Origin of the sequence: Shinella agrisoli, from assembly GCF_046557955.1 — a bacterium.
Lineage (GTDB): Bacteria > Pseudomonadota > Alphaproteobacteria > Rhizobiales > Rhizobiaceae > Shinella.
The window spans coordinates 179,766-200,623 of record NZ_JBJIEP010000009.1; the positions used below are offsets into that span (position 1 = coordinate 179,766).

22 protein-coding genes are annotated in these 20,858 nt (G+C 67.0%); 7 read left to right on the top strand and 15 right to left on the bottom strand.

Translation table 11 applies throughout. The features are described 5' to 3' along the window. Positions 1-6: 6 nt before the first annotated feature. The 3 genes from ACIIOY_RS12105 (at position 7) to ACIIOY_RS12115 (ending at position 2,636) form a co-directional block, all read left to right on the top strand. Positions 7-195 (top strand): hypothetical protein, encoded by a 189-nt coding sequence (locus ACIIOY_RS12105; RefSeq protein WP_411034924.1) that lies wholly within the window; start codon positions 7-9, stop codon positions 193-195. Positions 196-241: 46 nt separating this feature from the next. Continuing rightward, the gene (gene fba, locus ACIIOY_RS12110) at positions 242-1,285 is read left to right on the top strand and encodes a class II fructose-bisphosphate aldolase (protein ID WP_411034925.1); all 1,044 of its coding nucleotides are present in this window, start codon (positions 242-244) and stop codon (positions 1,283-1,285) included. Positions 1,286-1,487: 202 nt separating this feature from the next. Beyond that, complete coding sequence (locus tag ACIIOY_RS12115; protein ID WP_411034926.1) at positions 1,488-2,636, top strand: alpha-hydroxy acid oxidase; 1,149 nt, start codon at positions 1,488-1,490, stop codon at positions 2,634-2,636. A gap of 33 nt (positions 2,637-2,669) precedes the next feature. Here ACIIOY_RS12115 and ACIIOY_RS12120 read toward each other — a convergent pair whose 3' ends face one another. The 3 genes from ACIIOY_RS12120 to ACIIOY_RS12130 form a co-directional block, all read right to left on the bottom strand. After that, positions 2,670-4,058 carry a glutamine synthetase family protein gene (locus tag ACIIOY_RS12120; protein WP_411034927.1) on the bottom strand — a complete coding sequence of 463 codons (1,389 nt, stop codon included), beginning with the start codon at positions 4,056-4,058 and terminating at the stop codon, positions 2,670-2,672. Beyond that, positions 4,055-5,428, bottom strand: a complete 1,374-nt coding sequence (locus ACIIOY_RS12125; protein WP_411034928.1) for a transaminase — start codon at positions 5,426-5,428, stop codon at positions 4,055-4,057. Before ACIIOY_RS12125 ends, ACIIOY_RS12120 begins: the two co-directional genes overlap by 4 nt. Positions 5,429-5,505: 77 nt before the next feature. Next, positions 5,506-6,555: a helix-turn-helix domain-containing protein gene (locus ACIIOY_RS12130; RefSeq protein WP_411034929.1), complete on the bottom strand. Its 1,050-nt coding sequence runs from the start codon at positions 6,553-6,555 to the stop codon at positions 5,506-5,508. Positions 6,556-6,825: 270 nt separating this feature from the next. Here ACIIOY_RS12130 and ACIIOY_RS12135 point away from each other — a divergent pair, with 270 nt between their 5' ends. Further along, positions 6,826-7,725, top strand: coding sequence for a hypothetical protein (locus ACIIOY_RS12135; protein ID WP_411034930.1), 900 nt, complete (start codon positions 6,826-6,828; stop codon positions 7,723-7,725). On the opposite strand, the gene ACIIOY_RS12140 is transcribed toward ACIIOY_RS12135, so the two are convergent. Together ACIIOY_RS12140 and ACIIOY_RS12145 are read right to left on the bottom strand one after the other, a co-directional pair. Then, positions 7,722-8,129, bottom strand: coding sequence for a DUF3307 domain-containing protein (locus ACIIOY_RS12140; protein ID WP_411034931.1), 408 nt, complete (start codon positions 8,127-8,129; stop codon positions 7,722-7,724). The genes ACIIOY_RS12135 and ACIIOY_RS12140 overlap by 4 nt on opposite strands. A 22-nt stretch (positions 8,130-8,151) precedes the next feature. Continuing rightward, on the bottom strand, positions 8,152-9,393 hold the full coding sequence (locus ACIIOY_RS12145; RefSeq protein ID WP_411034932.1) for an AGE family epimerase/isomerase: 1,242 nt from the start codon (positions 9,391-9,393) through the stop codon (positions 8,152-8,154). Between the two features lie 390 nt (positions 9,394-9,783). On the opposite strand from ACIIOY_RS12145, the gene ACIIOY_RS12150 reads away from it, so the two are divergent. Next, positions 9,784-9,945, top strand: a complete 162-nt coding sequence (locus tag ACIIOY_RS12150; RefSeq protein ID WP_411034933.1) for a hypothetical protein — start codon at positions 9,784-9,786, stop codon at positions 9,943-9,945. A gap of 55 nt (positions 9,946-10,000) precedes the next feature. Here ACIIOY_RS12150 and chrA read toward each other — a convergent pair whose 3' ends face one another. From chrA to nirK, 6 genes are all read right to left on the bottom strand, one after another. Then, complete coding sequence (gene chrA / locus ACIIOY_RS12155; protein WP_411034934.1) at positions 10,001-11,185, bottom strand: chromate efflux transporter; 1,185 nt, start codon at positions 11,183-11,185, stop codon at positions 10,001-10,003. Between the two features lie 222 nt (positions 11,186-11,407). Further along, positions 11,408-11,938 carry a dihydrofolate reductase family protein gene (locus ACIIOY_RS12160; RefSeq protein ID WP_411034935.1) on the bottom strand — a complete coding sequence of 177 codons (531 nt, stop codon included), beginning with the start codon at positions 11,936-11,938 and terminating at the stop codon, positions 11,408-11,410. 151 nt (positions 11,939-12,089) lie between these two features. Continuing rightward, positions 12,090-12,251 (bottom strand): hypothetical protein, encoded by a 162-nt coding sequence (locus tag ACIIOY_RS12165; RefSeq protein WP_411034936.1) that lies wholly within the window; start codon positions 12,249-12,251, stop codon positions 12,090-12,092. A gap of 18 nt (positions 12,252-12,269) precedes the next feature. Further along, the gene (locus ACIIOY_RS12170; protein WP_411034937.1) at positions 12,270-12,965 is read right to left on the bottom strand and encodes a Crp/Fnr family transcriptional regulator; all 696 of its coding nucleotides are present in this window, start codon (positions 12,963-12,965) and stop codon (positions 12,270-12,272) included. Between the two features lie 62 nt (positions 12,966-13,027). Then, a complete protein-coding gene (locus ACIIOY_RS12175; RefSeq protein ID WP_411034938.1) occupies positions 13,028-13,942 on the bottom strand; it encodes an SUMF1/EgtB/PvdO family nonheme iron enzyme in 915 nt (304 codons plus the stop codon). Positions 13,943-14,072: 130 nt separating this feature from the next. Continuing rightward, positions 14,073-15,215, bottom strand: coding sequence for a copper-containing nitrite reductase (gene nirK / locus ACIIOY_RS12180; protein ID WP_411034939.1), 1,143 nt, complete (start codon positions 15,213-15,215; stop codon positions 14,073-14,075). A gap of 214 nt (positions 15,216-15,429) precedes the next feature. Between nirK and ACIIOY_RS12185 the strand changes: the two genes are divergently transcribed. After that, complete coding sequence (locus tag ACIIOY_RS12185; protein ID WP_411034940.1) at positions 15,430-16,644, top strand: NnrS family protein; 1,215 nt, start codon at positions 15,430-15,432, stop codon at positions 16,642-16,644. A gap of 38 nt (positions 16,645-16,682) precedes the next feature. Here ACIIOY_RS12185 and ACIIOY_RS12190 read toward each other — a convergent pair whose 3' ends face one another. The 4 genes from ACIIOY_RS12190 to ACIIOY_RS12205 all read right to left on the bottom strand — a co-directional run bounded on the left by ACIIOY_RS12190 (position 16,683) and on the right by ACIIOY_RS12205 (position 19,241). Then, positions 16,683-16,988, bottom strand: a complete 306-nt coding sequence (locus tag ACIIOY_RS12190) for a metal-sulfur cluster assembly factor (RefSeq protein ID WP_411034941.1) — start codon at positions 16,986-16,988, stop codon at positions 16,683-16,685. 4 nt (positions 16,989-16,992) lie between these two features. Further along, positions 16,993-17,526, bottom strand: a complete 534-nt coding sequence (locus ACIIOY_RS12195) for a DUF2249 domain-containing protein (RefSeq protein ID WP_411034942.1) — start codon at positions 17,524-17,526, stop codon at positions 16,993-16,995. A gap of 2 nt (positions 17,527-17,528) precedes the next feature. Beyond that, a complete protein-coding gene (locus ACIIOY_RS12200; RefSeq protein WP_411034943.1) occupies positions 17,529-18,881 on the bottom strand; it encodes a hypothetical protein in 1,353 nt (450 codons plus the stop codon). A gap of 81 nt (positions 18,882-18,962) precedes the next feature. Beyond that, positions 18,963-19,241, bottom strand: coding sequence for a DUF2249 domain-containing protein (locus tag ACIIOY_RS12205; protein ID WP_411034944.1), 279 nt, complete (start codon positions 19,239-19,241; stop codon positions 18,963-18,965). 228 nt (positions 19,242-19,469) lie between these two features. Here ACIIOY_RS12205 and hemN point away from each other — a divergent pair, with 228 nt between their 5' ends. Continuing rightward, on the top strand, positions 19,470-20,822 hold the full coding sequence (gene hemN / locus ACIIOY_RS12210) for an oxygen-independent coproporphyrinogen III oxidase (RefSeq protein WP_411034945.1): 1,353 nt from the start codon (positions 19,470-19,472) through the stop codon (positions 20,820-20,822). Positions 20,823-20,858: the final 36 nt, after the last annotated feature.

The window sequence follows — 20,858 nt, forward strand, 5'->3', positions numbered from 1 at the left end:
TGCCCGGTGGCGATTGCCCAGTCGCCGGGCAATTGTCCTATTTATCTGAATTGGATGGATTTTCCGGTTCCGGCCTGCATCTGCGGGCCGGATTTTTACCGTGTCCGCGAGAAATTTATTTCCGCCGCTCCATTTAATCGATTTGGCATGCGGCGCGGTCTTTCCGGCCTGTTGCATATGGCGGACGATGTGTGAATAGTGCCGCCGACCCGCGACAATCCGCATCAAAAGGAGGATAGGAATGGCATTGATCACCATGCGGCAACTGCTCGATCACGCAGCGGAGAACGACTATGCACTGCCCGCATTCAACGTCAACAACCTGGAGTACGTCCAGGCGGTCATGCGCGCGGCGGATGCCACGGACTCCCCGGTGATCCTGCAGGCGAGCCGCGGTGCGCGCTCCTATGCCGGCGATGCCTTCCTGCGCCATCTCATCCTCGGCGCGGCTGAAGAATATCCGCATATCCCGGTCTGCCTCCATCTCGACCACGGCGACCAGCCGTCCACCTGCATCTCGGCCATCACCAACGGCTTCACCTCCGTGATGATGGACGGCTCGCTGCTCGCCGACGGCAAGACCGTCGCCAGCTACGAGTACAATGTCGAGGTCACCGCGGAGGTCGTGAAGATCGCGCACGCGGCCGGCGTTTCGGTGGAAGGCGAGCTCGGATGTCTCGGAAACCTCGAAACGGGCGCCGGCGACAAGGAGGACGGCCACGGCTTCGAGGGCAAGCTTTCCCGCGAGGACCTTCTGACCGACCCGGACCAGGCGCTCGACTTCGTCACCAAGACCGGCGTCGACGCGCTCGCCGTCGCGATCGGCACCAGCCACGGCGCCTACAAGTTCACCCGCGCGCCGGACGGCGACATCCTGTCGATCGAGACGATCGCCAAGATCCACGAGAAGCTGCCGAACACGCATCTCGTCATGCACGGCTCGTCGTCGGTCCCGCAGGACCTCCAGGAGCTTTTCACCACCTATGGCGGCGAGATGAAGCAGACCTGGGGCGTGCCGGTGGCCGAAATCCAGAAGGCGATCCCGCTCGGCGTGCGCAAGGTCAACATCGATACGGACCTGCGCCTCGCCATGACCGGGACGATCCGCAAGAATTTCAAGGAGAAGCCGGACAATTTCGATCCGCGCAACTACCTGAAGCCGGCGACCGCCCGGATGACGGAAGTCTGCAAGGAGCGCTTCGAAGCCTTCCGCACCGCCGGCAAGGCCTCCGGCATCCGCGTCAAGCGCCTGCCCGACATGGCGAAGTTCTACGCCGCGAAATAAGCTCTTCCGGCAAAAAAGCGCGCGCCCTCCCGGCCATCCGGGAGGGTTCATTTTATTGACGGCTTCCTCATCCTCTTCCGTCATGGTCGGGTCACGTTTGGCCATGACGGAAGAGTGGTCTGATCGTGCCAAGAATCCGTTGCGGGCCGCCATGCCTCCCCTTAAAAGATTGCGACCGCAAGCGCGCCCGAGCGAGGACGAGATGAGTGTAAGCCAGGCCCTGACGATTGCCGACCTCAAGGAACAGGCCCGCCGCCGCGTGCCGAAGATGTTCTTCGACTATGCGGATTCCGGCGCCTGGAGCGAAGGAACCTACCGGGCGAACGAGGACGATTTCCATAAGATCAAGCTGCGCCAGCGTGTGCTCGTCGATATGACGAACCGGTCGCTTGCCGGCGAGATGATCGGCGAGAAGGTGTCCATGCCCGTGGCGCTTTCCCCGACGGGGCTCACCGGCATGCAGCACGCCGACGGCGAAATGCTCACCGCCCAGGCGGCGGAAGAATTCGGCGTGCCCTTCACGCTTTCGACCATGAGCATCTGCTCGATCGAGGATGTGCGCTCCGTCACCACGAAACCTTTCTGGTTCCAGCTCTACGTGATGCAGGACAAGGATTTCGTCTACAACCTCATCGACCGCGCCAAGGCCGCCGGATGCTCCGCCCTGGTCCTGACGCTCGACCTGCAGATACTCGGCCAGCGCCACAAGGACCTGCGCAACGGCCTGTCCGCCCCGCCGAGGTTCACGCCCAAGCACATCTGGCAGATGGCGACGCGGCCTTTCTGGTGCCGCGACATGCTGGGCACCAAGCGCCGCACCTTCGGCAACATCGTCGGCCATGCCAAGGGCGTGACGGACCTTTCCTCGCTCTCCGCCTGGACGGCCGAGCAGTTCGACCCGCGGCTTTCCTGGAAGGACATCCAGTGGATCCGCGACCGCTGGGGCGGGAAGCTCATCCTCAAGGGCATCCTCGACGAGGAGGATGCCCGCATGTCGCTCGATACCGGTGCGGACGCGATCATCGTCTCCAACCACGGCGGCCGCCAGCTCGACGGCGCCCCGTCCTCCATCAGCATGCTGCCGCGCATCGTCGACGCCGTCGGCGACAGGATCGAGGTCCATCTCGACGGCGGCATCCGCTCGGGACAGGACGTGCTGAAGGCGCTCTGCTACGGCGCCAAGGGCACCTATATCGGCCGCCCCTTCCTCTACGGCCTCGGCGCCGGCGGCAGAGCCGGCGTGCGCAGGGCGCTGGAGATCATCCGCAGGGAGCTCGACATCACCCTGGCGCTCTGCGGCGAACGCGATGTGAGGAACCTTTCGCGCGACAACCTGCACAGGGATGGGTGAGGAGCGCAGGCCGTCCCTCATCGGGCCGTCTGCTTACACGACTTCGCCGTACAGCCTGCGTTCCAGCGCCGTCACCTCGGCCGCGAAGCGGCGGTATTCGGCGCGCTTGAGGGCGAGGAAGACGTGGTGCAGGCGCTCGCCGAGCGCGTCCTTCAGGAAGGCGGAGCGGGATGCCGTCTCGATGGCGCTCCTCCAGTCCGGCGGCAGCGCGTCGCCCGCCGTTTCGGCATAGGCCGTCGTCTCGGGGCCTGGATCGGCCTTTTCGAGGATACCCTTCCGCATGCCGGCAAGCACGGCCGCGCCGACGAGATAGGGATTGGAGTCGATGCCGGCGGCGCGCTGCTCGAGGTGGCGGCCGGAAGGGGCGCCGGCGGGAATGCGCACGGCGACGCTGCGGTTGTTGGTGCCCCAGGTCGGCGTGGTGGGCGCATAGCTCTGGGCGGAGAAGCGCCGCCAGGAATTGAGGTGCGGTGCGAAGACCAGCATGGATTCGTGCATCGTTGCGAGCAGGCCGGCGACGGCCTGTTTCAGGAGGGGCGACAGGGCCTCGCCCCGATCGGCGAAGAGGTTGTTGCCGGCCGCATCGGCAAGGCTCGCATGCACGTGCATTCCCGAGCCGGCGCGGCCGGCGAAAGGCTTGGCCATGAAGCAGGCCATCATGCCGTGCCGCACGGCAAGGCCGCGGATGAGGCGCTTGAGCATGGCAAGGTCGTCGGCGGCGCGCAGCGCGCCCGCATGACGCAGCGTCAGCTCGAACTGGCCCTGGGCATATTCCGAGATCATGGTTTCGACCGGCAGGCCCTGCGCCTCCGCGCCTCGATAGACGGCGTCGATGAAGGGCTCCAGCCGGTCGAGCTCGGTGACGCCGTAGACCTGGATGCCCTCCGGCCGCTCGCCGGAGAGCGGCAGGCGCAGCGGCTGGAAATCGCCGTCGGCGGTGCGCTCCCTGTCGAGCAGGTAGAATTCCAGCTCATAGGCGAGCACGGGGTGGAAGCCGTCGGCTTCGAGCAGCCTGGCCTGTCGCGCCAGCGCATGGCGCGGATCGGCCTGCATCGGCGCCCCGTCGAGCTCGAAGAGCGCAAGGCGCACCTCGCCGCGCGGCGGCGAGGTCCACGGCAGCGGCACCAGCGAACCGGCGATCGGCCAGGCGCGCCTGTCCGCATCGCCGTCCGACCAGACGAGGCCGGTTTCCTCGACATCCTCGCCCGTCACGTCGAGGCCGAGGATGGAGCCGGGCAGGTGCCTGCCGGCACGGAAGATCGGCAGCAGCTCGTGCCGCCGGACGATCTTGCCGCGGGCGATGCCGTTGAGGTCGATCAGCACGAGATCGAAGGCGGCGATGTCCGGATGGGCGGCGAGGAAGGCTTCGGCTTCGGCAACGGCGGCGGCTTCGGGCGGGCGGCTTGGATGGTCGCGGCTCACGCGGCTGCCCTCCGCTCCGCCAGGCGGCCGACGACGGTCGCGAAGGCGTCCACGAGGCCATCGGCTTCTTTTTCCGAAAGGGCGGGGCTGACCAGCACCATGTTGTGGAAGGGCGTCAGCAGGTAGCCGAGGTTCAGCATGGACAGGTGCAGCGCGGCCTCGATCGTGTCGGAGGCGGCAGCGCGCGCCTCCGCCGCGTTGCGCACCGGCACGGGTGAGAAGACGACCTCCAGCCGAGCGCCGACGCGCGAGACTGCCCAGTCGAGGCCGGCCGACGCGATCGCCGCCCTGAAGCCCGTCTCGATGCCGTCGGCACGGACCTGCATGGTGCGGTAGGCCTCCTCGGTCATGACCTGCTCCAGGCAGGCGCGCAGGCAGGCAAGCTGCAGGGCGCTGCCGGAGAGCGTCGTGCCGATGCCGGAATGGCCGTGGCCGCTCTGCTCGCGGCGGATGACGTGCAGCTTGTCCGAGATGGCCTCAGTCATGCCCCAGACGCTGACCGGAACGCCGCCGCCGATCGGCTTGCCCATGACCATGAGATCGGGTTCAAGTCCGTGCACTTTCGTATAGCCGCCAAGCCCCGTGGAGATCGTGTGGGTCTCGTCGATGAGCAAGAGCGTGCCGGCCTCGCGCGTCAGGCGGCGCAAGGCATCGTGGAAACCGGGCGCAGGCGGGATCATGCCGCAATTCGTCATCACCGGCTCGGCGAGCACGCAGGCGATGTCCCGCGCGGCGAGCGCCTTTTCCAGCGCGGCCTCGTCGTTGAAGGGAATGCAGACGGTCAGCTCGCCGAGGTCGCGGACCTGGCCGAGAAGATTGCGGCGCGAGACGGTCCTGCCGTCGACGAGGTCGACCAAAGTGTCGTCCACCGCGCCGTGGTAGCAGCCGTCGAAGACGAGCAGCTTGGCGCGTCCGGTGACGGCGCGGGCGACGCGGATCGCGAACCGATTGGCGTCGCTCGCCGTGGCGCCGAGCTGCCAGCGGGGCAGCCCGAAGCGCTCGACCAGCAGCCGGCCGACGGCTTCGGCATCGGCGGAGGGCAGCATGGTGGTGAGGCCGCACGTGCCGGCGTTTCTCAGGGCTTCCAGAACCGGGGCAGGCCCGTGGCCGAACATGGCGCCGGTATCGCCGAGGCAGACGTCGACGATGCGGTTGCCGTCGACGTCGACCAGCTCGACACCGCTCGCCCGGTCGATGATGAGAGGGAAGGGGGTGGGCCAGTCGAGCATCCAGTGCTGCGGCACGCCGTCGAAGAAGCCCGACGCCTCCGCATCATGCGCCGCCACGCAGCGCGGCCGCCGCAGGCGGAAAACCTCCGCCTCCGCCTCGATGAGCGCGCGGGCGCGCGCCTCCAGGTTCGCCCTGTCCATCCCGTTCTCCAGCAGGCCCCTCAGAAATGTGATCACATATTGGTTGATGTGATTTCACGTGTCAAACGCCAAGACGGCTACAGCGAGCCGACGATGCGCAGCCAGTCGTGCACGGAGGCGGCGGCCTGTTTTTCGAGCGAGCCGCGGGCGAGGGGGCTCCGGCCGTCCATGTCGCGCACCTCGCTCGGGCTCATGCCGAACTGATGGCGGAAGGCGCGGGAGAAGGCGGAAATATCGGCAAAGCCGCAGGCATAGGCGACCTCGCCGACGGTGCGCTTGCCGTCGTTGGCCAGCATGTCGAAGGCCGCCCGCAGGCGCCGGGTGCGGATATAGTCGGTGACGCCGCCGATCGGCTCGAAGAGCCGGTAGAGCGAGGCGCGCGACAGGCCGAACATTCTGCACAGATGATCCGGGCCGAGATCGGGCATGGCGATGTGCTGCTCGATGTAGCGGCGGATCTCCATGATGACGGCGCCGCGCACGGTGGGCGAAGGCTGGGCCCGCGTCGCGATCTGCGGGCCGACGAGATTGGTGACGAGGTTGGCGGTGGCGGTGACGATCGCCGGGGCTTCCGCCTGGCTGATGTCCGGCAGGTCCTCGAACAAGGTGCGCAAGTGGCTGCCGATCAGCCGTGCCGTGCTCGTCGATCGCTTGAGGACAAGGCCGTGGAGCGCATCGTTTTGCACCTCCTTGCTGAAGAGCAGGTGGCGGGGCAGGACGAGGGTGAGGTTGCGACAGTGCCGCGTCTCGGCATGCATCGGCCGCGAGAGGTCGAAGAAGGAGACGTCGCCGGCTTCCACCACGATCGTCTCTCCGTTGACCGTCCGCGTGTCGCTGCCTTCCAGCGTCAACTGCACGAAGATGAGGTCGAGGCCGCTGCGGGCGATGCGGCCGGGGTCGCGGGAAAAGACGTAGGTGGTGCCGAGCATGTCGGCGACGAGGAACAGCGCCGGCCCCATGAAATAAGCCGAAAGGCCGGCGCGGAAATCCGCAAGCCGTTCCGGCGTTTCCATCGTCGTGCGGAAAACGGGATCGAGCGTCTCGGCGAAGAGCCGGCTCTTGCGGCGACAGTCCGTGCCGGCCTCGGCGAGGACGGAATGGGAGGGCAGCTTGTCGGCAGGGCTCATGGCGGCTCACGGCGATCGGATACGGGCGACATACCCATTCAAGAGGCGGACCCGTGCGAAGGTTCCCGGAAAACCGCAGCCGCGACGGATGCGGGCCCTTGGCAAGGCGTCTCATTCTTTTGGCGAGCCGTCTCATAATGGCTACCTCTGCTGGTATCGCAATTGACAGGTCCATCCGGCTGCAACCCCATGGAAAATATTGGGTCCATTCGGTCGCCGTCGTCGCGGCAAGCGGCAAAGGCGTCCGATGCGGATTGGGAAACGGCAGGCATGGATCAGGTTTCGTTCGATGACAGCTCGGTGGCATTCCACGTGCCGCCCTTTGAATTCTTGCGCGCTCCCGTATTCGCTGCGGCGCGCGACGGGGTGATCGCCGGCAAGCTTGCGCTCTACGAGGGCAACCATCTCTTCAACCGGCTCATCCTGGAGGAGGGGCGGTTCCTCTGTTACCTCGCCACCTTGTCGCTGCATGCCGCCCAGGACACGGCGCGGTCCTCGACCTGGCTGACGCTCGGCCGCCTTCAGCGCGAGGTGACGGAACTGGGCGTGGCGAGCCGCAACCGGGTCGAGGCCCAGGTCTCGTGCCTGCGCAAATACGGTTTCCTCACCCAGCAGCCCCATGCCTCGGATCGCCGTGTCCGCCTGCTCGTTCCGAACGATGCGCTCCTGGCGCGCGATGCGGGTATTCTCGGCGTGCTGCTCGCCGGGCTATCCGAATTCGGCCTGTCGCCGACGGAGGGGCGCAAGGGGCCGCCAGGTGCAGACCTGCACCGTGCGATGCGGCGGGCGACGCTGCCGCGCCTGCCGGGCCTCAGCCGGCTCATCTGTCGGCATGCGCCGCTTGCGCCCTTCTTCACCCATGACTGTGGCTATATGATCCTGCTGCTTCTCCTGCGCGGCGCGCGGGAGAACGGCGATGACGCCGTTTCCACGGGATATCAGCGGCTGGCAACGCAGACGGGCGTTTCGCGCACCCATGTGCGCCGTATCGTCGAGGCGGCGCGCGAGGCCGGCCTGCTGGCGACGGAGGCGCGCGGCGGCCACGACATAAGGCTGATGCCGGCCATGTGGCATGCGGCGGACCGCTGGTTCGCCGACCAGTTCGCCCTGACCGACCTGCTTCTGCGCGAGGCCCTGGCGGACCTCCGGCCGCAAACCGCGGCGGCCTAACCCGCCGAGCCTGCGGCGGCGAAGAGGATCGCCAGCCCGACATGCGTCAGGTGGTGCAGGGCCTGGTCCGCGCCGAACAGCCGCCAGAAGCCCGCTTGGCGGGGCGTGACCTGCATGCGGCGCGCAGCGAGGCTTTTCATCCGGTCTATGACCCCGTGCACGGCGGCGTCGGCAAGTCCGAGCCAGGCGAGGGGCGGGGACACCGCGAGGAAGAGGGCGGCGGTCATCGCGCCGTGCACGCCGGAATGGGCCGCCAGCGGCGCAAGCCAACCCTCCGGCCGATCCTTGCCCGCCGCCATCCAGTCCGTCTGGAACAGGAAATCCGCCAGGAAATGCTTTGCGAGGAACGCCGCCGAGGCGGCGGCGATCCATGCGGTCGAGATCTGGTCCGGTATGTCGATCATTCCGCTCCTGCTAAGGCAGGGCTCAGCGGCCGCCCGCCTCGATGATGCCCCTGGTCAGGCTGCCCGTCGCCGGATAGAGCGGGATCAGGCAGGCCTGGAGCGCATGATAGATGTCGCCCTTGCCGGCGAACAGGGTGTAGCTCGGCACGAGGTCTTCCGTCAGTTCCTCATGCCAGCCGCCACGGTCCTGATCGAGGAAGTGGCGGGCGATCGTGTTCCAGATCCGGCGATACCAGATTTCGTGGAAGTCGTCCGGCAGATGCTCGCAAAGGAAGGCCGCCGCGCCTACGCCCTCGGCCATCGGCCACCAGAGCTTGTTGCGCTTGGCCGGCTCGTCGTTCCAGTCGAGCGTGTAGAAGAAGCCGCCCTTCTCCTTGTCCCAGCCGAGCGCGATGGCCTGGGCGAAGAGCGCCTTCGCGGCCTCCGGCATCCAGGCATGCTTCCTGCCGCCGAGCGCATGGAGCTGCAGGACGAGGCGGGCCCATTCCAGCCAGTGGCCGGGCGTGGTGCCGGAAGGGCGGAACATCTCGTTGCCGCGGTAGTCCTTGTCGAGCGCCCAATCCTCGTCGAAATGCTCGGGCACGCGGAAACCGTTCTCGCCGGCACGGCGGCGGATTACGAGGTCGGCGATGCTTTCGGCCTTGTCGAGGTAGCCTCTTTCGCCCGTCGCCTCGTAGGCGGCCATCAGCGCTTCGGTCAGGTGCATGTTGGAGTTCTGGCCGCGATAGCCGGGCACGGGCGTCCAGTCCGCCTCGAATTCCTCCGCGATCGCGCCGTGTCTGGCTTCCCAGAAGCGCGTTTCCAGGACTTCGGTGACGTCGGCGATCATGCGGTCGGCATCCGGATGGCCGGCGACCTTGGCGCTGGACGCGGCGAGCAGCACGAAGGCGTGGCCGTAACCCTGCTTGGTGGCGTCGAGCAGCCCCGCATTGTCGAGCGACCAATGATAGCCGCCGCGGTCGTGGTCGCGGTGCTTTTCCCAGAGATATTTCATGCCGTGGTCGACGATGTCGTCGGATCCCGGGCGGCCGAGCAGGCTGCCGATGGCAAAGCAATGCACCATGCGCGCGGTGGAATGGATACCGCGCACGGGATTGCCGGGATTGAGCGGCCGGCCCTCGGCGTCGAGCTCGTGGAACCCGCCGAGCGGATTGAAGGCCCGGTTCTGGAAGAAATCGAACAGGCGGTTTGCTTCCCGCCAGAGCCATTGGCGGTGATAGTCGCGCTTGCGCCAAGCCGTGCCAAGGTGTCCCGTTGCGCCCATGATGCGTTCTCCTTTTTGATCGGTCCGCATTGTCTTGCCCGGTGCCGGGCTGACCGGAGCGCGGGGGCAGTTGCCGTGGCGTGGGGGATCACGCACGGCCCGCAACGCTCGCAATGACGGCTGGCCTCGACAGGTGGGGAGGGATTTATGGCCCAGAAAGAAAGGCGCCGCAACCCGCCACGGGCACCGCCCCTAAGGAGCGGCTTCATCGGAATGCGCAGCCATGCCGGACGCGAGAAACGCGAATTCATCATTGCGGCGAAAATGAGAAAAAATAATCTACCAATCTTATAGGGATAATATATAAATCTGCCCCGGAGATCGGCGGAATGACTGTCCGCCCGAAGGAAGGCCGCGAAAATGCGGTCTCCAAGGCAAGGGATGATGGCGATGAGCAATGCGAAACTCGACGGCCGTTCCACCTACGGGCCCTTTGGCCCGGCCGGCAGCCGCCGGGCACGCCGCGCAGAAAAGCAGTTCCTCGTCAACAACATCGCCGTCGCCGTCGCCTTCCTTTTCGTCAGTGCCATCGTCTTCGGCCTTGTCGGCTGACGCGTTTTGGTTCCATAATTCAGCTTATGCGATTTGACGGTTCGGCCCGGTGGGTTCAGAGCAGTGCGGAACTGCCTGCCAGCAGCACGACGACCGTCCATGGCTGTGCCTTCCAGACCGTGAGGAGCAGGAAGCCCGCAAGGGCCAGCGCGAAATCCTTCGCTGAGAGCACGGTGCTTGTCCAAATGGGATCGTAGAGCGCCGCTCCCAGAATGCCCACGACAGCCGCGTTGGCGCCACGCATGGCGGCCTGCGCCGTCAGCTGTGCCTGCACTGCCCTCCAGAACGGGAGCATGCCGTAGACGAGCAGCATCCCCGGCAGAAACACGGCCACAAGCGCAATGGCCGCGCCGGAAAGCCCGTTGGGTTCGGGGCCGGCCACCGCCCCGAGATATGCTGCAAAGGTGAAAAGCGGCCCCGGCACCGCCTGCGCGATGCCATATCCTGCAAGAAAGGCTTCGTTGCTCACCCATCCGGGTGCCACCACCTCGACCTGCAAGAGCGGCAGCACGACATGCCCGCCTCCGAACACCAGCGCGCCGGAGCGGTAGAACGCATCGAACAGCGCGATTGACTGGTTCGCCCCGGAGCTCGTCAGGATCGATGGAAGCAGGAAGAGGACGACACCCAGACCGAGCGCAAGCAGGCCGTTGCGGCGCGACACGGGAAATCGGATCCGGTCCGGCTGCATCGAGGCCGTCTCACGGCAAAGAAGAAAGCCCATAAGGGCACCCATCACGATCGCACCGATCTGCCCGGGCCAGCCGCCGAGGAAAACGGTCAGGCAAATTGCCACGAATGCGATCGCGACCCGCCGGCGGTCCGGAGTGAGTGTCCTTGCCATCCCCCAGACGGCTTGTCCCACCACTGCGACGGCAACCAGCTTCAAGCCGTGAAGCATCCCTTCGGCGACCGGTCCCGTGAATGCTGCCGCGCCGAGCGCGAAGGCGACGAGGATCAGGGCGGACGGCATCGTGAACGCGAACCAGGCTGCCAGTCCCGCGATCAACCCGCCCCCGCGCAGCAGCCCGAGCGAGAACCCGACCTGGCTCGATGCAGGCCCCGGCAGGAACTGGCACAATGCGACAAGGTCGGCATATCCAGCCTCGTCAACCCAGCGGCGGCGAACCACCAGTTCATCCCGGAAATAGCCAAGATGCGCGATCGGGCCGCCGAAGGAGGTAAGGCCAAGCTTGAGGAAGACGAAGAAAACCTCGGCTATCGAACCGTTCGTGGCCATGTTTCCGGGAGGCGTAGGACGGTCGGCGTTCACTGCGGATGATCCCCTATCAGGCCTGTTCAAATTCTTCCGATAGCATCGACATGCAATTGTCGGATGAAACTAGCCTCGCAGGAGGATGGTTTTGTACAGCCAGCCCTCCCCTCGCCGTTCCCATGGCATCGGCCGGGGCGTCGGCGCCAAGGGATCATGGAAGACAGGATGCAAAGGCGCATTGCGAGATCAAGTGGGAACGTAGCTCAGCCTGATCACGTCCTCGCCGATCCGATCGTGAGCCGAAAGGCGCAGCGGCGGCCGGGGACCGGCGAAATATGGCTTGCCGCGACCGAGCACGACGGGATGCAGATAGATCCGGTACTCGTCGATCAGGCCGAGCTCGGTGAGGCTTTGCGCCAGGTCCGGGCCCGCGACTTCGATCTCCCCGTCCCGCTCGGCCTTCAATGCGCGGATCGCGCTCTCAAGATCACCCTCGACCAGCCCGGCGTTGGGGCCGACGGACGTCAACGAGCGCGAGACGACCCATTTCGGCTGGTTCCGCCACGCCGCCGCAAAGGCCTGCTCATCTGCGTTCCATTCAGGATGGTCGTCGTCCCAGTAGCGCATGATCTCATATATCCGGCGGCCGTACAGGCTTCCCACCTGCCCCCGGGCCTCCTCGATGAAGTGGCGGAAGAGCGTGGGGCTTGGCCCAAACGCCATATGGTCGACATAGCCGTCCAGCGACTGGTTCATTCCGAACACCAGCTTGGCCATAGCCCGCCTCCTCCCTGAATCCGGTGCGGATCTGATTGCGCTCTGCAATTGGTTGCAGCCTAGATGAACTGCTTTCATATTGCAATCGGTTTTATGCATGACGCAGAGGCTCGGAGCTCGCCAGGATGCGATGCCGGTCTCTGCGTTCCGCTCACAATGTCTGCGGCGCGATAAACTGGTAGTAGGCCCAGGCGAGCGCGATCACGACGGCAACCACGATCCAGACCAGCCCCTTCTTCGGCCCCGGAGAGACAGGCTTTTTCTCCTGCCTCGGTTTCCGGCGTTCGAATCTCAGAACATTTTTGTCGTTCAAGGCGCGCCCCCTCGCGTTCTAGTCGCGCGGGCCGTCGGCAAGGGCCGCAAGGCCGGCCATGTCGCGGATGAGAAGCTTCTGCCGGCCGCCCTCGACGAGGCCCTGCGATTCCCAGGCGCTGAGAATGCGGGACACGGTATGCAGCGTCGTGCCGGTCATTTCGGCGATGTCCTGGCGCGAGATCGGGAAGTCGATGCGGATGCCCTCCCCTTCCTTGCGGCCTGCCTGCTTGGAGAGGCGGAGGACGGCGTGCGCGACCCGGCGCTCCACCTCCTGGGTGGACATTTCGCGGATGCGGGTATGGGCCTCCTCCAGCCGCTGGCCGATGGTGTGCATGGCGCTGACGGCAAGGCGCGGGTTCTGCTCGACGAAGTGCGGCCAGAGGTCGGTCGGCCAGCCGAGGATCACGCTTTCGGTCGCGGCGCGGGCGGTGCCGGGATAATCCGAACGCTGCAGGGCCTTGGCGAAGCCGAAGAGGTCGCCGGGATGCACGACGCGCACGATGATCTGCTGGCCGTCCTCCGTCACCTGCGTGACCTTCAGCCGGCCGTGCAGCAGAAGGAAGAAGCTCGTCGCCTGCTGGCCCTGCTCGAAGACCGCGTCGCCCTGCGCCACGCGGCGGGCGGTCGCGTGGCTCAGCAGCCTGTCGAGGTCCTCGTCGCTCATCTTGTCGAACAAGGCGAGCGACCGGACGACGGTGCGGTCAATCTTCACGATCGCTTCCCTCTCGCGTGAAAGTTACCGGCTTCTATCACGCCTCTTCCTCTGCCGGAAGTTCAGAGTGGAAACCCGCGCTCCCTGAGCGCGGCAAGGAGCGGCGCATACCAGCGCGTATCCTTGACGAGCCGGAAGCCGACATTGTCCGGCGGCACGCCGACCGCGCAGCCGCCGCCTTTCGGATTGCGCACGAACGAACTCAGCGCCGCCCGGTGCTTGCCGCTTGCGACATAGATGCCGCAGGACGAGACATCGTTCACCACGCGCCCGGCCTTGTCGAGGTTGACGCGGCGGTTGCAGGTCGATGTCCATTCCCAGACGTTGCCGGCAAAATCGGCAAAGCCGTACTCGTTCTCGCCGAAACGGCCGATCGGCTGGGGAACGGGATCGCGCGAGGCCTTGCGCGCCGCCTCGCGGCGATAGTCCGCCAGCCAGCGCTCCGCCGGATTGGTGCTGTTGATGTCGACGCCCAGCGCATCGTCGGGAAAACGCGAGCCGGCGGCGAAGGCGAGGTCCCGGTCGCTCGGCAGCGTCCAGGTCTTGCCGGTGCGGGCGCTCAGCCAGCCGGCATAGGCCATCGCGTCGTCATAGCTGACGCCGGTCGCCGGCGTGTTTGCGGGGTCGGCCGGGACAAAGCCCGGCTCGGCGGGCGCGCACGCGCCGTCGGTCACGCAGCGCGCATAGTCGGAGGCGGTGACCTGATACTTCATGATGGTGAGCGGACGCCGGACGGTGACGGTCTTGATCGGCCCGTCGACGGCAAAGCCGTTGCGGAAGAATTCGCCGCTGTCGCGATAGGTGAAGCTGCGCGGTGCGATCTCCACCGTCTGTGGCTCGTCGAGGACGTGCGCGGCCGGTGCGGTCCCGATGAGATCGGTCTTGACCGCGAGCGCGCCGGCAAGGGCGGCAAGCAGAAGGGCGGGAAGTGCGAGCGATGTCCACGAAATGCCGGGTCTCGATGTCAGCACAGCCATGACGGCCTCCTTGCGCCTCGCCCGGACGATCATTCGGCATCCGGGACGGCGCCGATTGGGAACCGGGCCGCCCTGCCGGCGGCCCGAAGGGCGCGCCCCTCGGAAAGCGGGCGCGCCGGATTGCGGGTCGTCAGACACCGCTCGGAGGCGTGACCGACGTCATCAGGTCGTCGTTCCACTCGCCTGTGACCGTGAAGTGAGCGGCCGCGCCCAGCTCGAAGGCCTCGATCAGGTTGTGGTTGACATAGGCGTAGATGCCGGGCTGCTCGAAGGTGTAGAACGCCGCGCCTGCCGTGCCGCCCGGAATGAACCAGGTCTCCTGGTCGACATCCGGCACGTTGCGGAACTTGCCGGTCGCCCAGACATAATCGCCGTGGCCGCCGATGAGGTGCGGGCGGGTGTCGCGGTTGGCCTGCGAGTGCACGATCAGCACCTTCTCGCCCACCTTGGCCTGCAAGGCGTTGTCGCCGGTGAGGGCGCCGACGGCGCCGTTGAAGACGATGTGGCTCGGCGTCAGCGTGCGCATGACCTCCAGCGTATCGGCATACGATTCGCCGACGCTCTCGTATTTCTTGTAGTTCCCTTCCGCGTCGCGCGGCACGTAGAAATCCTGTTCGCCGACATAGTAGACGCGGTCATAGGCCAGTTCCTTGCCATGGCCGTCCGTCAGGCCTTCGCGCGGCAGCACCATGATCGCGCCGTTCATGCCCGAGGTGACGTGCCAGGGCACCATTCCGGGAGGTGCGCAATGGTAGACGAAGACGCCGGCCTTGGTGGCCTTGAAGCGCAGCACCGTCCGCTCGCCGGGGTTGACCACGGTCAGCGCCCCGCCGCCCAGCGCACCCGTCGCCGAATGGAAGTCGATATTGTGCTGCAGCTCGTTGGTTTCGGGGTTGATGAGGGTCAGCTCGACATAGTCGTCCTGGTGCACCACCATCAGCGGGCCCGGAACCGAGCCGTTGAAGGTCATGGCGTGCACCTCGGTGCCCTTGTCGTCGAGGATCATCTTCTTCTCCTCGATCGTCATGGTGAATTCGTAGATCTTCGGTCCGCCCTCGGCCTTCTGGGTGTGGGCGTGAACGAAAGGCGGCTTCACGAGCTCGACCTTCACGCGTTCCAGCTTTGCGATGTCGGCCGCCGTTGCGGCTGCATTGGTCTGGATGGCCCCGCCTTCGGCCCGGGCCATCGTCGCCGCAATGATCGGCGTCAGGACGCCGGCAAAGGCGGCACCGCCGAGAATGGTGCGGCGTGTCATCTGAAACTGCTCAGTCATTGCACTTCTCCTTTTCGAAAGGACGGAGCGGTGTATCGCCCGGTCCTCTCTGTTCTAGGAGCATTCGCGCCGGCCTCTTTGTGATGGGACAAACAGGCCTTTGCCGCCGGTGCGGCATTTTGGCAGGCGCCGCCCCACTCTTTGCCATCCCGCAAAGAAGCCGTTCGGCGCCTAGCCTAGAAAGAGCTGACGATTGCAAAGGAACGAGACGATCATGAGTGCAAGCCAACCCGCAGCGCGCGTCAGCCGCGCCGTCCCGCGCGGCCTTTCCCGCACAGGCCCGGTACTGTTTTCCTATGGCTTCCGGCCGTTCTTCCTCGGCGGCGGTCTCTGGGCCATCGCCGCCATGGTCTTGTGGATCGCGGCGATCGCCGGCCATGTCGACCTTGCCGGCGACTACGGCGCGCCCAACTGGCACGCACATGAAATGCTCTTCGGCTTTGCCTCCGCCGTCCTCGCCGGCTTCCTGCTGACGGCGGTGCCGAACTGGACGGGCCGACTGCCCGTTTCCGGCTGGCCGCTCGGCGGGCTCTTCGGCCTGTGGTGCGCAGGCCGTGCCGCCCTTCTCGCCACGGATGCGATCGGCGTCGTGGCGGCGGCGGTGATCGACGGCCTTTTCCTACCCGCGCTCCTCGCCATCTGCACGCGCGAGGTCGTGGCGGGCCGCAAGTGGAAGGACCTGAAGGTGCTCGGCGGCCTCCTGGCGCTGTCGATCGCGAACGGCGTCTTCCATATGGCGGCGATCGACGGCGGGCACGACCACGTGACGATCCGCCTCGCCGCCGCCGCCTATGTCGTGCTGGTGATGATCGTCGGCGGCCGCATCGTGCCGAGCTTCACGCGCAACTGGCTGAACAAGTCCGGGCGCACCGACTTTCCGGTACCCTACAACCGCTACGACACAGCGGCCATCCTCGGCGGCGTCGCCGCGCTCGCCGCCTGGACGGCGGCGCCGGAGCACCCGGCGACCGCGGGCCTCGGCCTTGCCGCTGCCGTCCTGCACGGCGTCCGCCTCCACCGCTGGCGCGGCTGGACGACGGCGCCGGAGAAGCTGCTCGTCATTCTGCACATCGCCTATGCTTTCGTGCCGCTCGGCCTTCTCGCCATAGGCTTCAGTGCTCTCGGTGGTCTCGAAGAGCGTTCCGTGCTGCACCTGCTCTCGGTCGGCGCGATCGCCTGCATGATGCTGGCCGTGATGACGCGGGCGAGCCTCGGCCATACCGGCCGCGCGCTGACGGCCTCTCGCCTGACCGTCGCGGCCTATGCGGCGTTGGTCCTCTGCGCGCTGGTGCGCCCGCTCGGTGAGGCCTTTCCCGATGCGAGCGCCGAGATATACGCCGCTTCCGGCGTCCTGTGGATCGCCGCTTTCGGCCTCTTCTGCCTGGAATATGCGCCGATCCTCGCCCGCAAGCGGCGCGCGCCCTTGTGAGTGCGATCGGCCCGGACCATCTCCGGGCCGATCGCCTGTCAGCCTTCCACCCCTTCCAGCATCCTGTCCGGCGTCCAGGGCGGCTCGTAGGTCAGGTGGACCTCGGCATGTTCGACGCCCGGCACGCCCCGGAGGCAATTGCGGGCGGCCTCCTTGAGGTAATCGCCTGCCGGGCAGCCGCGCGTCGTCGTGGTCATGGTGACGCGGGCGATGCCGCCGTCCTCCACGGCGATGTCGTAGATCAGGCCGAGGTCGACGATGTTGCGGCCGATCTCCGGATCGATGATCATGCGCAGGGCGTTGCGGATATCCTGCGCGAGGATGGCTTTCCGGTGCTCGTCCATCGCCTCACCCCTTCGCCTGCCCAGCGCGCACGAGGATGCGGTAGGCCGAGCCCGTCTCGTCGAAGTTGCCTGCCCATTGATGGCCGCGCTTCGTCAGTTCGGGGAACAGGAAGAGCGGTTCGCGCGAGAGCAGCGCGAAGAGCACCTCGCCCGGCTCCAGCGCCTCGGCGGCGGCGAGGATGCGCACCATCGGCTCCGGCGGGTCGAGGTCCGAGAGGTCGAGATGCAAGGACGGATCCGGCCAGGTTTCGGGACGATCGGCATCGGCCGAGGTTTCGACCGGCGCGGCGTCCTTCTGCGGGGTGAAGAGCACTTCCCAGTCGCCGCCCTCGATCTCGCGGGCCTCGTGCTCGAAGCCGCGGCTTGCCATGACGCGGAACAGGGGCTGCGGCCGGAAGGTGGCGAGGAGCTTCAGCCCCTGCCCCGGCAGGAGCGCCTGCACGGCCTGCATGATCGCCTGGAACGGCTCGCCGCCGCTCCTCAGGATCGGCCGCACGTCGAGCACCTTCGGTGCGATATCGGTTGAAACGTCGGGCATCGTCATCTCCTGGAAGCAGAAAGGGGTAGAAACAGGTGCGGCCGCACCACGCCGTCCGGCGTGCGCAGTGCTGCCGGCACGGCGGACAGCCGGCGCGCGCGGACGAACTCGCGCAGCAGCGCCAGCGTCGCGATGAGCTGCAGGCAGACGGCGCCGCGGAAAATGTCGGGCGTGCCTGCGAAAAGCGCCAGCGTGGCCGCTGCCGCCGCGGCATAATAGATCCAGAACAGGATACGCGCGTGGCTCTCCTCGACAAGGTCCTGCACGCGCGGCACCGGCGCCCGGCCGAGCACCGGCCCGTAGGCCTCCAGCCAGGTCAGGAAGGCGACGATCTTGTAGAGCTGGGCGAGCCCGAGCCCGGTCAGCCAGCCGAAGGCGAAGAGATAGGCGAATGCCGCCACGCCCTCGCCCGCCCGGACGGCGGGCACATTGACGAGGATGACGGAAAGGACGAGCGCGACGAAGGCGGGCCCGGCGGCGCGGATGTTCAGCTCCGCCTGCTTGCGTTTGCGCGCCCGGTAGATGCCGAGCACATCGCCGCCGTAGAGCAGCACGGCGGCCAGCGTCAGCAGCAGCGCCGAGGCGAAGAGCACGGGCACGCCGGAAAGGGCGAAGGCCACGAAGGGAATCGAGGCTGCGACGAGCCCCACCGCAACGGCCGCCGCCCACCAGAGGGCGCGGCTCGTGCGGCGTTCGGCTTCGGGTGCGAGCAGGAACATGGCGAGCAGGCGGTAGCTGACGCCGACAGCGGTCACGCTCAGCCATCCGCCGAGGCCGAGCGCCGCGTGCAGCTCCACGCCGCCGGCGACCAGCCGGGCGAGCGCCGCGCCCTCGGCGAGGCCGGACAGGGCGGTGGTGAAGGCCGCGCCGACAAGGGCCGCGCCGACGAGCGAAACGAGCCCCACAGCCACGAAGCGGGCGGGCAGCGGCAACGGACGGGCGGCGAAAAGCGTTGCGGCGATAATGCCGGCGACCAGGCCGAAGCCCAGGAGCAGCATGACGCCGCCGACCGGCAGGATGAAGAGCGGCAGGTCGGCGGCGCCGGAGAGCGCGACGAAGCCGGCGACGAGGAAGCCGAGCCCGCCGACGAGCAGCAGCAGGGCCGGCGCCGCGAACCGGCCGCCGACGAGCGGGCGGGCGACGAGCACCGGCACGAACTGGAGAAGGGCGCCCGCCATCAGCAGGCTCAGCCAGCCGATGGCGACGACATGGACGAGCACCAGCGTTTCCGGCGCGCCGATGTCGGCGGCCGGATAGCCGTAGCCTGCGACCATCAGGCCCTGCCCGGCGAGCAGCATCAGGCAGGCGACGGCGAAGTAGCACATGGTCCAGCGGGAAAGTGTGGCACCCGGCATCTTGTTTCCTCTTCGCCGCGCCCATCCCTGGAAATTCCGGCGGCAGTGCGCAGCGGTTTGCGTCCGGAATTGTCAGAACGATTAGTGGTCGGAACCGCAGCAGCAATCGCAGCCGCCGTCCTCCAGCCGGTCGATCTCGACGCGCCAGATCTCCGGGCCCTGCTCGAGATAGTCCCAGCCGAACCGGCCGGGGAAATTCGTTTCGAGCTGGTAGTGCAGCGGGCGGGGATCGTGGTCGCTGGTGATCAGCATGGATTTGCCGGGAAGCAGCGCACCGAGCATGCCGAAGATGCGCGGGTGGCGTTCGCGCGGCGGAATGGTGCGCACGTCGATGGAGGGCTTTTCCTGGTGTTCAGACATGTTCTGGTGTTTCCGTCCCGGCCGCTCCGATCCCGTTCCGAAGGGGCGCGGCCCGACCCGACCGGAACCAGCCGACGCTAACCCCAGCCCCTCCCCTCCACTTTGACCATGCGCAAACAATTCGGAAAATCCGCGCGCGATGCCGTCTTGCTTGGCATTCCGCAAAGAAGGGCGGCTCTCCCGCCCCTAGGCTTGCGTCAATCGACCATCGCGGACAGAGGAAGCGCCATGCAACAGGCCCTGATCGAAAAATACGGCGAGGCGCGGCTGCCGCGCTATACGAGCTACCCGACGGCGCCCGGCTTTTCGCCCACCGTCGGTGCCGGCACCTATGGCGACTGGCTCTCCGCCATCCGGCCGGAAACGGAGGCCTCGCTCTACCTGCATATCCCGTTCTGCCGCTCCATGTGCTGGTACTGCGGCTGCCACACGACCATTACCCAGCGCGACGAGCCGATCCTCGATTATATCGACATGCTCCGGAAGGAGATCGGCCTCGTCTGCGATGCGACTGGCGGCCGGCCGAAGATACGCCATGTGCATTTCGGCGGCGGCACGCCGACGATCATGCAGCCGGAGGAGTTCCGTGACCTCATCGGCCTCTTGCGCGCCCGCTTCGCCTTCACGGCGGGCATGGAGATCGCCGTCGAGATCGACCCGCGGACCCTCACGCCGGAAATGGCCAGCGCGCTGGGCGAGGCGGGCGTCACCCGCGCCAGCCTCGGCGTCCAGAGCTTCGATCCCGTCGTGCAGAGGGCGATCAACCGCATCCAGAACGAGGCGCAGACGGCGGATGCGGTGGCGCGGCTGCGCGCGGCCGGCGTGCAGGGCATCAATTTCGACCTGATCTACGGCCTGCCGCACCAGACCGTCGCGTCCTGCGTCGAGACGGCGAAGGCGGCGGCCTCAATGCTGCCCGAGCGGTTCGCCGTCTTCGGCTATGCCCATATTCCGTCGTTCAAGAAGCACCAGCGGCTGATCGACGAACGTGCCTTGCCGGATGCGGCGTTGCGGGCCGAGCAGGCGGAAGCCATCGCCGACGCGCTTGAGGCCGCCGGCTATGTCCGCATCGGCCTCGACCACTATGCCCTGCCGGGCGACAGCCTTGCGCTTGCCGCCAGGCGGGGGCGGCTGCATCGCAACTTCCAGGGCTACACGACAGATGCGTGCACGACGCTCATCGGCTTCGGCGCCTCGGCCATCGGCCGCACGCCGGAGGGATATATCCAGAACGAGGTGCCGCCGGGACTCTATGCCCAGCGCATCGCGTCCGGCCGGCTGGCGACGGCCAAGGGATACCGCCTTACGGCGGAAGACCGGCTGCGCGCCGAGATCATCGAACGGCTGATGTGCGATTTCCGTGCCGACGTCACCGCCATCGCCGCCCGTCACGGTTTCGACGCCGCCGCGCTGGTCGAGGGCAATGCGCGGCTCGCCGCACTGAACGAGGATGGCGCGATCGACCTCCGCGGCGGCACGGTGACCGTGCGGCAGGATCACCGCTTCATCATCCGCGCCGTCGCCGCCGCCTTCGACGCCTATATCGACCGTGCGGCCCGCACGCACAGCAAGGCCGCCTGAACCGGAAAGGCCCGGCATCGTGCAGCATGCCGGGCC

Excerpts from the sequence above, each read along its gene's own strand:
- ACIIOY_RS12175 (WP_411034938.1), bottom strand. The coding sequence starts at position 13,942 with ATGGCTGTGCTGACATCGAGACCCGGCATTTCGTGGACATCGCTCGCA.
- ACIIOY_RS12195 (WP_411034942.1), bottom strand. The coding sequence starts at position 17,526 with ATGCCCGACGTTTCAACCGATATCGCACCGAAGGTGCTCGACGTGCGG.
- ACIIOY_RS12185 (WP_411034940.1), top strand. The coding sequence starts at position 15,430 with ATGAGTGCAAGCCAACCCGCAGCGCGCGTCAGCCGCGCCGTCCCGCGC.
- ACIIOY_RS12130 (WP_411034929.1), bottom strand. The coding sequence starts at position 6,555 with ATGAGCCCTGCCGACAAGCTGCCCTCCCATTCCGTCCTCGCCGAGGCC.
- ACIIOY_RS12115 (WP_411034926.1), top strand. The coding sequence starts at position 1,488 with ATGAGTGTAAGCCAGGCCCTGACGATTGCCGACCTCAAGGAACAGGCC.
- ACIIOY_RS12200 (WP_411034943.1), bottom strand. The coding sequence starts at position 18,881 with ATGCCGGGTGCCACACTTTCCCGCTGGACCATGTGCTACTTCGCCGTC.
- hemN (WP_411034945.1), top strand. The coding sequence starts at position 19,470 with ATGCAACAGGCCCTGATCGAAAAATACGGCGAGGCGCGGCTGCCGCGC.
- ACIIOY_RS12140 (WP_411034931.1), bottom strand. The coding sequence starts at position 8,129 with ATGATCGACATACCGGACCAGATCTCGACCGCATGGATCGCCGCCGCC.
- ACIIOY_RS12135 (WP_411034930.1), top strand. The coding sequence starts at position 6,826 with ATGGATCAGGTTTCGTTCGATGACAGCTCGGTGGCATTCCACGTGCCG.
- ACIIOY_RS12150 (WP_411034933.1), top strand. The coding sequence starts at position 9,784 with ATGAGCAATGCGAAACTCGACGGCCGTTCCACCTACGGGCCCTTTGGC.
- fba (WP_411034925.1), top strand. The coding sequence starts at position 242 with ATGGCATTGATCACCATGCGGCAACTGCTCGATCACGCAGCGGAGAAC.
- ACIIOY_RS12160 (WP_411034935.1), bottom strand. The coding sequence starts at position 11,938 with ATGGCCAAGCTGGTGTTCGGAATGAACCAGTCGCTGGACGGCTATGTC.
- ACIIOY_RS12205 (WP_411034944.1), bottom strand. The coding sequence starts at position 19,241 with ATGTCTGAACACCAGGAAAAGCCCTCCATCGACGTGCGCACCATTCCG.
- ACIIOY_RS12145 (WP_411034932.1), bottom strand. The coding sequence starts at position 9,393 with ATGGGCGCAACGGGACACCTTGGCACGGCTTGGCGCAAGCGCGACTAT.
- ACIIOY_RS12125 (WP_411034928.1), bottom strand. The coding sequence starts at position 5,428 with ATGGACAGGGCGAACCTGGAGGCGCGCGCCCGCGCGCTCATCGAGGCG.
- ACIIOY_RS12190 (WP_411034941.1), bottom strand. The coding sequence starts at position 16,988 with ATGGACGAGCACCGGAAAGCCATCCTCGCGCAGGATATCCGCAACGCC.
- chrA (WP_411034934.1), bottom strand. The coding sequence starts at position 11,185 with ATGGCCACGAACGGTTCGATAGCCGAGGTTTTCTTCGTCTTCCTCAAG.
- nirK (WP_411034939.1), bottom strand. The coding sequence starts at position 15,215 with ATGACTGAGCAGTTTCAGATGACACGCCGCACCATTCTCGGCGGTGCC.